9 protein-coding genes and 1 pseudogene are annotated in these 12323 nt (G+C 37.3%); 2 read left to right on the top strand and 8 right to left on the bottom strand.

From position 1 onward, the window contains the following. Positions 1 to 116 precede the first annotated feature (116 nt). Entirely contained in the window at positions 117 to 638 is a 522-nt protein-coding gene (locus ACFI34_RS11720; RefSeq protein WP_462673621.1) for a type II secretion system protein, read from the bottom strand. 178 nt (positions 639 to 816) lie between these two features. Here ACFI34_RS11720 and ACFI34_RS11715 point away from each other — a divergent pair, with 178 nt between their 5' ends. Continuing rightward, positions 817 to 1725, top strand: a complete 909-nt coding sequence (locus tag ACFI34_RS11715) for a 1-aminocyclopropane-1-carboxylate deaminase/D-cysteine desulfhydrase (RefSeq protein ID WP_462673620.1) — start codon at positions 817 to 819, stop codon at positions 1723 to 1725. A 60-nt stretch (positions 1726 to 1785) separates the two neighbouring features. Here ACFI34_RS11715 and ACFI34_RS11710 read toward each other — a convergent pair whose 3' ends face one another. Both ACFI34_RS11710 and ssb read right to left on the bottom strand, forming a co-directional pair. After that, a complete protein-coding gene (locus tag ACFI34_RS11710; RefSeq protein WP_462673619.1) occupies positions 1786 to 3468 on the bottom strand; it encodes an EAL domain-containing protein in 1683 nt (560 codons plus the stop codon). 218 nt (positions 3469 to 3686) lie between these two features. Continuing rightward, positions 3687 to 4400 (bottom strand): single-stranded DNA-binding protein, encoded by a 714-nt coding sequence (ssb, locus tag ACFI34_RS11705; RefSeq protein WP_462673618.1) that lies wholly within the window; start codon positions 4398 to 4400, stop codon positions 3687 to 3689. Between the two features lie 178 nt (positions 4401 to 4578). Between ssb and ACFI34_RS11700 the strand changes: the two are divergent. After that, positions 4579 to 4959: pseudogene (locus tag ACFI34_RS11700) on the top strand (IS66 family transposase); the annotation flags it as partial. 127 nt (positions 4960 to 5086) lie between these two features. On the opposite strand, the gene ACFI34_RS11695 reads toward ACFI34_RS11700, so the two are convergent. The 5 genes from ACFI34_RS11695 to ACFI34_RS11675 form a co-directional block, all read right to left on the bottom strand. Next, positions 5087 to 6094, bottom strand: coding sequence for an aldo/keto reductase (locus tag ACFI34_RS11695; RefSeq protein ID WP_462673617.1), 1008 nt, complete (start codon positions 6092 to 6094; stop codon positions 5087 to 5089). A gap of 162 nt (positions 6095 to 6256) precedes the next feature. Further along, positions 6257 to 7765, bottom strand: coding sequence for an aldehyde dehydrogenase family protein (locus ACFI34_RS11690; protein ID WP_462673616.1), 1509 nt, complete (start codon positions 7763 to 7765; stop codon positions 6257 to 6259). Between the two features lie 239 nt (positions 7766 to 8004). Then, a complete protein-coding gene (locus tag ACFI34_RS11685; RefSeq protein WP_462673615.1) occupies positions 8005 to 9354 on the bottom strand; it encodes a lyase family protein in 1350 nt (449 codons plus the stop codon). A 58-nt stretch (positions 9355 to 9412) separates the two neighbouring features. Continuing rightward, positions 9413 to 11071, bottom strand: a complete 1659-nt coding sequence (locus ACFI34_RS11680; RefSeq protein ID WP_462673614.1) for a BCCT family transporter — start codon at positions 11069 to 11071, stop codon at positions 9413 to 9415. A 59-nt stretch (positions 11072 to 11130) separates the two neighbouring features. Continuing rightward, a complete protein-coding gene (locus ACFI34_RS11675; protein WP_462673613.1) occupies positions 11131 to 12255 on the bottom strand; it encodes a mandelate racemase/muconate lactonizing enzyme family protein in 1125 nt (374 codons plus the stop codon). Between the last annotated feature and the right edge of the window lie 68 nt (positions 12256 to 12323).

The raw sequence follows: 12323 nt of genomic DNA, 5'->3' as shown, positions 1-12323 counted from the left end.
TCACCGTTAAGTATCATTTTATATTAAACTTAGCGTATTTGCGCTATTTAACCGTTAACCATTAAAAATTACGTTATCAAATAAACTAGCAAACTTATAAACACTTATTTTTTGTACTAACAGTCAGACGTAAATACGCTTAAAGCAGGCGCAGTAATTACATTTTGTTTCGTGTTTTTTTTGGCTTCAATATATTCAATACGGCAATTATCCACTGCAGAATAACTGTTGGGATAAATAACAGCTTTTGCAGCTTGTGGGCTACTCGTAATATTAAAATCCCCAGTGTGTTCAGTTGCAAATTTAGTATCTAAAAACACCTTAAAAGCGGCCTCAGTTGCAGCAGGATAGCCATAAACAATATCAACCATTTTTCCTGAATCAAGCTCGATACTGGCATTAGCTTTATTATGGACGTTTTTAATAATGGCTTTTCCATGTACAACGCTTATTTCAGCTTGAATTGATACTTGCAGTGTTTCAAGAATGGATGCGTGTGCTTCCCCTTGAAGGTTTAAAAAGCGCGGGGCAAAATAAACAGCTAACGCACCAAAAATGACAATAACAATGATTAGCTGCAGTAACGAAAAGCCAGTCTGTTTTTTTATAATTATTGTTTTCTTAAATTGTTTTTTCATAACTAAACTCCCTTTACAATTGGTTAACTTTAAAACATGTCAACCAATCTAGCTACTCAAAATTTAATCAACGCACTGTTACACAAAACAATCCGTTGTAATTTTGTATAGCCCCTTCTATCTATAAGCTATAAAATTAGTCGTGTATTTTATTATTTATCCTTTTAATTGAGAAAAAATGCCTGCGTCTTTCGAAATAAATGAAACCACTGTTACGCAAACAATTGATGATCCGTGGTTAAAAAGTAAAGGCATTGAGCTTTTAGTAAAGCGAGACGATTTGCTTCATCCCTTAATAAATGGGAATAAGTGGCGCAAGTTAAAATATAATTTAATACAAATGCAGTCCCAGAATAAAACCGAGTTACTTACATTTGGTGGGGCGTTTTCAAACCACATACATGCATGCGCCGCAGTGGGAAAAATGTTTGGTTTAACAACCCATGGGATTATTCGCGGGCCTAATTTAGATCAAAATAACCCAACCATTCAATTTGCACAGCAATGTGGCATGCAGCTTCATGTTGTTAATCGCGTTGAATATAAGTTACGAAACGATTCACAATACCTTGCTGACCTTAGAACAAAATTTCCCAATGCGTATATTCTTGCCGAAGGCGGGACGAATACCTATGCAGTACCCGGTTGTGCAGAGCTTGCACAAAGTTTACCAGAACACGATTACCTAATTTGCCCCACAGGAAGCGGAGGGACATTAGCGGGGTTAATTGAGGGGAGTAATACAACAACACAAATAATGGGAATTGCAGTTTTAAAGCAAGCGGAATATTTAATGGATGAAGTCCGAGAGTTAAGTTGCAAAGCAAAGTCACAAACTAACTGGCAATTACTTTGCGACTTTCATGGAGGTGGTTACGGTAAATTTACCCCTGAGTTATGGGCGTTTTGCCAACATATGGACATTACACACAATTTACCATTAGAGCCTATTTATAGTGGTAAAATGATGTACGCAATATGGAACTTAATAGAGCGAGATTACTTCCCTTCTGGCAGTAAAATAATTGCGATTCATACCGGTGGTTTGCAGGGGCTAAAGGGTCTTAAATACAGAAAACTTATTTAGAAATACTTTTTTCGGTTAAGCGCCACTACATAAAACATTAATTTACAAAGCTGAAATATTTTAATGAAAAACAGCCTGAGTGAGCTCTTGTAAAGGCTCCGAAAAATAAAAACCTTGTGCGCCAGCAACGCCCAATTTAGTTAACATAATGAGCTCTTTTTGAGTCTCAACACCTACGGCGTAAACAGGAAGGTTTAACATTTTACCTGCATTAACAATCTCTTTAATACATTTTTGATTATGCGATTTTTCATTAACTAAGTGAACGAGTTCATAGCTTAGCTTTAAGCCTATTACCTCTTCACAGTGAATAAGCAAAGGAATGTGTTCACTCGTTTTTACATTATCAATAATAATATTAGATCTGTGTTTTTTTATTATATTTAACGTATTTGCTAACGCATTTTTGTTGTTGCAAAAGAAAAATTCACTCATTTCAAACTGTAATTGACAGCTTAGATTAAGCTTATCCATTTGCATGGTTAACCAGCTCCAAAACTTATCGTTAAGCCAGTTTTTAGGATGCATATTAATACTTACGCTCAATGGCGACTTCTCTGCCATTACAAGTGTTAGTATTTGCGACAATACCGCCTTATCTAGAATTAACGCGTCATCTTTACTCTCAACTTGATTGATAAAATACTGAGCGGCTAGTAACCCATGCATGTCGTGCCTTACTCTAATTAACGCCTCATGCTGGATAATATCACCACTAATCAAATCGAAAACAGGCTGAAAAGACAACATAAATTTATTTTTCTTAATATTATTTATAACCTGCTCATTACAAAATAACACCTCTTGGCTTTTGCTCAGCGCCAACCGATGACAGTGTAATAACGTACTATTTTTTGAAAGCGTTAGGGCCGACTGTGCTATTTGCAAAACCTTTGATTGATCTGCTCCTAGACGAAAATTACACGCACCCAATTTAACATGCTTACAAGTCGTATTTTTTTGGTGGCTTTGGCACACATTAAAAATTATTTTATGCAAACGCTCCGTGTACCGATCAAGCTCTGCAATAGGTACGTTATAAAGCATTATGGTTAGATTGTCTGGATTAATAAGTTTCACAGCTACTTTTTTTATCTCTGGGATACCTTTTAGAATAAAAACTTTAAAACTAGTTTCTAAGTCGGTATTTTTGTCAAACTTACACTCCCAACTGACCAAAACGAACAAACTATGATACTGTTCAGCGGCAGCATATAGTGAGGCTAACTCCTCACTTTCAACATTTTTGACCACATTTAAACTGGAAATGCTACGAGTCAATTTTGTTGGATTGTGATGACGGTTTTGGTGTTTTAATTGTCTAAAGTTAGCTGCACTTCCCCAACAGTATAATGAAATAGCGGCACCCACTATCACCAGGTTAAATAGAATAAATAAGTAGCTTTCCATTATCCACACTGGTGAATGATAAAGGCCTAAGTTTAATGTTTTATATGAAAACACCTCAAGCTGTGGCTTTATAATGTTTTTAAAGTGGAGGGAAGACGACTCAGGTGCAAGCATAAAGCCATGACTTTGCGCTAAAACAGACAGTGTTTTTTGATTCAAAGGGGCATTTAATTGTAACTCATAAACTTGCTTTGTAAGTTGCTGGCCAGCACTATGCACTTTTAAATGTAACGCATTGCTTAAAATGAAGTTAAAGCAGATAAGCGATACAACAAGCATGACCAAACAAATCGGCTTAAAATATCTTAATAACCAATACTGCCCCTTAGACATAACTCACCCACACGTAATATTAGTCACTAAAGTGTTGTTCAAAAAAGCTATAAGCACAAGGTAGCCAATTAACTTTAAATGTAAAACAGTACTTAAGCTAATTACCATTATTAGCAACACGAGAAAATTGGCTAACATTGATGGAGTGAAAGACATAAAAAAGCCGCTTAGTAGCGGCTTTCTAAATTTTTTATCAACATTTTATTTTTTGTCTTTGATCAGAACGGAATGTCGTCGTCAAAATCTATTGTTGGTTCCATTGGATTTGATGCGCCGCCTTGTGGTGCATTTTGAGGCTTAGGTGCAAAACCTCCTTGCTGCTGTGGTGCACTATTTTGCTGTGGAGCAAAACCACCGCCTTGTGGCTGGTACTGATTATTTTGCTGTGGAGCAGGCGCCGATTGAGGCTGTGCAGCAGGTGCAGCTTGCTGTTGTGGTGCATAACTACCTTGCTGGTTTTGATTATTTTGTGAATAACCGCCTTGTTGGCTACCTTGATTACCTTGATTACCTTGATAACCAGTGTTTTGCTGGCCACCTTGATTGCCTTGGTAACCGCCACCACTTTGCTGGTCTCCACCGCGAGCACCTAGCATTTGCATTTGACCTGTAAAGCCATCAACAACGATTTCTGTAGTGTATTTTTCTTGGCCTTGTTGATCAGTCCATTTACGTGTTTGAAGTTTACCTTCTACATATATTTGTGAACCTTTACGACAATATTCGCCTACAATTTCAGCCAGTTTTCCAAAAAATACAACACGGTGCCATTCAGTTTTATCAACCATTTGGCCAGTGTTTTTATCTTTATAGCTGTCTGAAGTCGCTAAGGTAATATTTGCTACACCATTGCCATTAGGCATGTAACGAACTTCAGGATCTTGTCCTAAATTACCAACCAATATGCATTTATTAATTCCCCTTGAGGCCATACTTTTCTCCTACCCCTTATGCAGCAAGGGTTTCATCTAATTTTTAAAAAATTGACTCTACTTATAACTTACTATACTTAAATGTGGGTAAAGTATACCTAGTCAATCATAACCAAAGTAGAGTCTTTAATGTCGCTAATATACTCGTTCACTTCGTCTTTTGCACGTTTAATTGTAGCTTGATGAATTTAAAACATGGCTCATTCAATCTAAAAGCCAAGTGTTAGGGCAAACTGACTTAAGTGATGCCATTCAATACTGTCTAAATCAATGGGAAAAGCTTGAACGTTATACATTAGATGGACGGCTCAGCATCGACAATAATCGCGCAGAGCGCTCAATTAAGCCCTTCGTGAATGGCAGGAAGGCATAACTTTTCTCACAAACTGCAAAGGGTGCTAAGGCCAGTGCGATACTGTATTCAATCGTAGAAAGCGCAAAAGCCAATGGGCTTGTGCCTTACGATTACATCACCCATTTACTTGAAGCCTTTACGCATCCTGAGCCTGACATCGAGCAACTACTGCCATGGAATGTTAAGTTAGGTGAAGGCCTTTAGGCGACGGTTACGGAAGTGCGACTTAAATGGCTAAAATATTCTAGCAACAGACCATAGTTAGTAATGATATACAGTGCTCTTTATTCAAAAAAGCACTGTATTTAATCATTATAGTTAATGAACTTTATCAGAAATTCTCTGGTCGTGCTGTGCGCGGTATTCTTTTACCTGCGGTGTAATCATTTATTAAATCACAAGGAGTGTAATTACGTTCAAGTTCATAAATTTCTTCATTCGTTAACTTAGTATCAAGTGCCGCTAATGCACTATCAAATTGAGCAGTAGTATCTGCGCCAACTAACATTGATGATATTTCTAATTTTTGCAACACCCAAGCTTGTGCTATTTGAGCAGGAGCACAGCCACGTGCACTGGCCACTTTAGCCACAGAATGAGCGATATCTTTAGAAGCTTGATCGTTGTACATTTCTTGTGTGAATAAGTCAGTTTGATTACGAATTGACTGCAGGTCACTGGTTAACAGACCGCGTGCTAATGGGCTAAACACAGACACACCAATGCCTTGATCTTGGCAAAATGGTATCATTTCTCGCTCTTCTTCTCGATAAGCACAATTGAGCTGTAATTGCATATTAATAGGTTTAACATAACCATATTTATCACATACTTGAAGAATTTTTGCCAATTGCCAAGTATTCATCGTTGAAACACCTATATAACGTGCTTTTCCTGACCGAACAATGTCATGCAAAGCTGACATGGTTTCTTCAACGGGTGTTTGTGTATCGAAATAGTGCAACATGTAAATATCAACATAGTCCATTCCCATACGCTTTAATGATGCATCTATACTATTAAAAAGATGCTTACGAGAATGTCCTTGGGCATTAATATCATCACTCATAGCATAGCCAACTTTAGTGGTAATTACTAAATTTTCACGTCGGCCTATTCGACGTAATACATTACATACCACTTCTTCACCTGCTCCTGTGGAATAAAAGTCAGCTAAATCAATAAAATTAACTCCCATATCCAAAGCATAACGAATAATAGGTTCACTTTCTGCTTCATTAAAAATCCATGGTTTCCATTCTTTTGATCCCATATTCATGGTGCCAACACATAGGCGAGACACTTTAAGGCCTGAGTTACCTAAATTTACGTATTGCATAGTTTTTACTCATATATCAATATTTGTTTAATATTATGATTGCAAAAAAAAGCTTCAGTCGTTAAATGACGATTATTCTGTGCTTAAATTGCAACTGTTTTTTTTAACAAGTTATGGCTTGTTTATAGATTCAGATATCAATTAAACTATCCTATGGGGGAGTTATTGTTGATCCCCAAAATATACCCATACACACTTTGTTTTCGTGTATGAAGACAAAGAATGAATTGCCATTTCTTTGCCCGAGCCACTTTGCTTAAAGCCACCAAAAGGACTACTTAGTCCGTAGCACCCGTAGCGGTTAATAAAAAACATTCCCGCGTCAATTTGTTCTGCAACTCGGTGAGCTCTGCTAACATTACTGGTATAAATACCTGCGGCTAAGCCATATATGGTTGCGTTTGCCATATCAACGGCTTCTTGAGTCGTTTTAAACCGAGTACAACACAACACAGGGCCAAAAATTTCTTCTTGAGCAATACGTGTATTTTGTGCAACATTTGAAAAAATTGTTGGACGAATGAAGTAACCGTTGGCATTGTCACCTACAGTATCAGCGGTACCACCTGCAACTAACTCTGCTTCAGTTTTACCTATTTCGATATATTCCATTATTTTATTAAACTGAGCTTCATTACACTGTGCACCTTGTGTAATACCTTCTTCAAATGGATTACCACATTTCACTGCTTCGGCTTTTTCAATTAAGCTATTTAGCACGTAATCATAAATACTGTCGTGAATTAAAAATCGAGTAGGTTCAGAGCATTTTTCGCCTTTGTGAGAAAACATCACATTAAAGGCACGATCAATTGCACCATCAAGGTCAGGTGTGTCTTCAAAGAATATACAAGGAGATTTTCCGCCAAGCTCTAATGTTGTTGATTTTAGGTTTGAATCACCTGAATTTTTCACTATTTTACTACCCACGTTAGTGCTGCCAGTAAAAGATATTTTATGTACGTTATTGCTTACCGTTAATTGATTAGCCATTTGTCCATTGGTTAACAATAAGTTAATCACTCCTTTAGGGAAATCTAAGTACTGATCAATTAACTCGATTAAATAAAGTGCCGTTAATGGGGTAAATTCAGATGGTTTGATAATCACAGGATTACCCATCGCTAGCGCTGGAGCAATTTTCAAACAGGCTTGATAAAGAGGGAAGTTCCAAGGTGCGATTAGTCCACATACACCAACAGGCTCTTTTAACGTGTAATTAAGAAATCCATCTTCAACGGGTGATGTTTCGCCATAATATTTATCTGTCCATCCTGCATAATAATCAAAAATATCGGCACAGGTTGGGATATCGTCAATCATAGATTCGCTGTAAAGCTTACCATTGGCTAAAGTTTCTAATACAGCAAGTTGTTCGGTATGTTCGCGAATTAAACGAGCAATTTCTCGCAGCATATTTGCACGTTGAGTACGGTTTACCTTAGACCATAATTTACTTTCATGACACTGATTAGCAACTACCGCAGACTGTTCTACTTGTTGTTCGTCAGCAATAGCAAAAGAACAAAGCTCTTGACCATTCGCAGGGTTTTTCACAACCCAGTTTTCATTACCCGCGCCTGCTACCCATTCACCATTAATATATTGTTGTTTAGGCTGGTTTAACCATTGTGATGCCCATGCCAATGGTATATTTCTCATGAAGTCCATATAATTCCTATCGTTTTGTATGCTTTATGGATGAGAAACCTTATAAAATTTTCTCATCGGAAATGGGATAAAAATAAGTGTGTAGACACCCTACTTTACTATTTATTAAAACATGCGAAAAATCACAGTTAATGCGCACTTTTAACACACATTAATCATAGGTAGCTTAAGTGCAATGCACAATTGACATTACAGCACATACCTTATGCGTAAAACTCATGATTAAATAGGAAAAATGGCTATTTATAGAGTTTAAGGTACTCATGTATGAGTTTTAAGTCACCACCAGTGTCTTTATACACTTGAGCAGCAAAAGAATAACCTTTCAAATTCTTTAATTTTATAATGGTAGGAATGAGCGTATTTACATTGGCTTGATTGCGCTCTAGATTAGGTTCTACACCAGATAAGCAGTGAGTAATAAAAACATCGATACCGTTGTTTAGGCAGCTTATGGCATCAAGTACATTAACGATAATAATTGATTGCCAAGCATTGTAGTCTAATTCACCATGATCTTGAGTTAACTGCACAGAGTTACATCGCCCTATAGCTTGCATGCATGATTGAATTAAAAATTCGGGGATTGTTGGATTAATTTTTCCAGGCATTGCAGAAGATCCAGGTTGCACGGCAGGCAACGTGATTTCGCAAAAACCTGTTTCAGGGCCAGAGCAGAGTAAACGGAAGTCTTTGCCAACTTTAATTAGACCTCTTGATAATAATTCTAAGCGGCTAGCAACCGCAATAATATCATCATGGTTTTGTGAGCTATCAAATAGATTATCGCTTCTTGAATAATGTTCTGTGTTCTTTACTTGGTTAAGCGTACTGATACATTGCTCAAAAAACAAAGGTGAACAATCACCTTGTCGTCCGATAATATTGCCACCTAAATTAACTTTATAGAGTCTATCAATATCCGAAGTTAAACGTTCAATATTACGATTTATTAAAGCACTATAACCACTAAAAAAATCATCAAACGTTATTTCAACCGCATCTTGTAAACAGGTTCTAGAAATTTTGTAAACGTGTTTCCACTTCTGCCCTTGCTCTGTAAAGGTTATTGAAAGTTGCTGTAATGTAGTTGAAAAGTTTTGCCATTTATCAATTATTGCTATGTGACAAGCAGTAGATAATGCATCACTAGTCGAGTTATTCAAATTAACATGATCGTTAGGATGAACGGGATTATAAGTACCTAAAGGTTGATTAAAGGTTATTTGATTGGCAAGGTTAGCAATAACTTCATTCACATTCATGTTACTAGAAATACCACCGCCTCCATGAAAAGCATGCACAGGAAATTCATTTAAGGGTATATCTGCTAGCAAAATGTCTATTGCATTTAACATAGCTTGACCAATATCAGGTGATATTTCAGAAGTCGCAATATTCGTTATTACTGCTGTTTTTTTTACCTGTAATAACCCAATGATCAACTCAGGGTATGCTGATAAAGGCTTTTCTCCACTTAATGGGTAGAGTTCCACCGCTCGTTGAGTTTGTATACCGTAAAGCGCTTTTTCAGGAACACCTAACAGCCCAATTGCATCTTGTTCAATACGAGTATTTAGCGGTTGCATGCTTTGTTTCACCTACCTTTATCATTAATAAACACATGCCTTTCAAGTAATTAAAAAATTAAACGATATTCTGATTATTTATAGTTTTTTTGTATTTCGGCTCAAAGGTTTGTCCTTTATAAACCATATAAATAAGCTTAAACAAAACCAAATTAGTACCAATGATAATAAGCATTGCAGGTAAACCGCCTAGATTCGACATCATTTTTATCCCATCGATACTGGCAAAACTAACCATAACCCAAGCAATCACACCAATAGAAATCCCCCACACAAACTTCAGTAGCATTTTAGATTTTTCAATTGATTCACCCTTGTTAGTTTTTTCAGTTGTATTAGTTGCCTCCTCATTTTCAACAGGATCGGCTGCACATATATTACTCATTGCATCAGTGTTAGAGTCGGCAGCGGTAACATACGAAATAAACGTGATACCTATAAATATTGCCGTTGTGATCCCTGCTATAGGTAAGTGTTCGAATAAAGCAAAAATAACAGCTTCAACACCTTTATCTTGCATTGCTTGATGCAAACCGCCTTGCGTCAATTCATCTAATCTCATCGCGGTGCCAGAAAAGGTAGCCATCCAAACAATGGCGCATGAGGCAGGAAAAATCAGATTAACCATAATAAACTGACGAACGGTATAACCTAGCGCTATGCGTCCTAAAAACAAGGCTGTTATAGGTGCCCACGCATACCAATTAGCCCAATAAAAAACAGTCCATAAATTTGGCCAATTATCTTCAGGTCCAGTATAAGTATTAAAACTTCTTGCGAAAAAATTACTGAAATAGTCGGCAAGCCCCTCATAACCGATAAATAAAATATAACGTGTAGGGCCAAACAGAAAAACAAAGATACAACATAGAATAAATACTTTTGCATTAATATTTGATAAGCGCGCAATACCTTTTTGTAACCCGCTAACCGCTGATGCTATAAAGGTCGCGACAATGGAAATACCAATAATAGCCATGACTGTTTTGTTACTAGGTAAGCCAAAAACTGATTCAACTCCACCACTTAGTACTAAAATACCAGTACCTAAAGACGATGCCATGCCAGCAACTAATGCAAATAAAGCGATTGCATCAATTACTTGGCCTTTTTCTCCTTGAACCCAACGGCCAAAAATAGGCCTAAGCGCGGAACCAATAGAAAAAGGGAACTGTAAATTATAGTAAACGAGTGCAAACACCAGTGCCGGTAAACAATAAATAGCATAAGGAGTAAAAGACCAATGCATAAACATAGTAGCCATTGTAAATTGCACTGCTTCAGTACTTTGGGCCGTAATATTTAAAGATTCAGGTGGTTGATACAGATGATACATGGGCTCTGCAGTACCCCAAAACAGAATCCCCGTTGCCACTGTGGTACATAAAGTTATTGAAAACCATTGCCATTTAGTCAATAAGGGCTTAGCGTCACCACCACCTATGCGTATTTTACCTAACGGAGAAAAATACGCGATAATGAGTGATACAAGTAAACAAAAACTGGATAAGCTAAAGAGCCAAGAAAATTTAGACAAAATCCAGTCATTAATTTTCGTGGCAATTTGCATATACTGCGCTAAATCGACAAAGCTAAAAATAACAGCAGCTAGTAGTAATAAAAATGGCGGCCAAAATACGCCGTGCTTTATATTAAAAGCGAAATTAACTACTCGCTTTTGATCTTTCATCGGTGTTATTTGGTCTATCGCCATCATTTCCCACTTTTCATTTATAGTATGTAATCAACTTTATGAATTTAAATGACATCAACTATTTACTGATACGTTGCTTGCTTACTTTTTGTTTGCGCTAATTTTTCTTCGTCAAGCACTACGCCTAAACCAGGTTCGTTTGACAAATGAATCCAGCCATTTTTGTCAATATCTACAGGGGTCTGTAGCATAAAGTCTCGACGTTCAATACTCCACTCAGGTGGGTCAAGTGGAAATTCAATAAATGGTGCCCCAACACTACCTGCTGTTAAGTGGCAATTAGCCAATAAACCGATACCATTTCCCCAAGTATGTGGTGTAAAAATAACGCCACGCTCTTTGGCGTAATGCCCTAGCTGCCTTAACCCTTCCATACCAATACTGCATACAACATCAGGTTGAATAATATCTAAACATTCACGCTCTATTAGGGTACGAAATTCATATGTTTCACGTGTCATTTCTCCGCCAGCTAATTTTAAATTAACCTTTTCGCGTAGTGCTGACATGCCATTATAATCACCACGATATAGTGGTTCTTCCATCCAATAAACGCCGAATTTTTCTAATTCTTGAGAAACTTCATAAGCTTGTGCAAGGTCCCAAGGCTTTTGAATATCCCACGGCATACGCCAACCTTGATTACAATCCACCATTAACGTTAATTTATCGCCAACCGCATTTCTTACTGCGGCTAGTACTTCAAAATCGTCAGCTAAAGTGGTTCGGCCAAAACGAATTTTTAATGCTGGATAACCTTTTTCTACTAAGGTTTTTGCCATATCGGCCATTTGTTCAGGTGTACGATGCACACCACTAGAAGCATAGGCAAGAATTTTATTATCTAATCCTCCCATCATTTTCCAGGTAGGTTGTTGCTTAATTTTACCGGCAAGATCCCATAGTGCTACATCAAGAGGCCAAGGACGCCCTGCATGAAAACTCACATTTTCCAGTACCGCATTGTGCCTAACCAAATCGAGGGGATTTTCACCAATAAACAGATTAACATAATCTTCAAAGCCATACATTACATCGCCAGATCCAATACCCACATTACCTTCGTCGTCATAAACACGAACAATAGTAGCGGGAAATTTACGACGAGGTTGAGTGTCCCAAGAGGCAGGAAATGGTGGGTCTAAATCTAATTGGTGGTGACTAATTTCTATATTGGTGATTTTCATATTTTCTAACTCGGTTAGTAAACGTAATGAACTACTTTGTTAAGTTTATTACGTTTTATCAATAATGG

Source organism: Pseudoalteromonas sp. PSi26 (assembly GCF_054960575.1).
The sequence above is the reverse complement of the archived record's forward strand: the minus strand, read 5'-3'. Positions and strand labels throughout refer to the sequence as shown.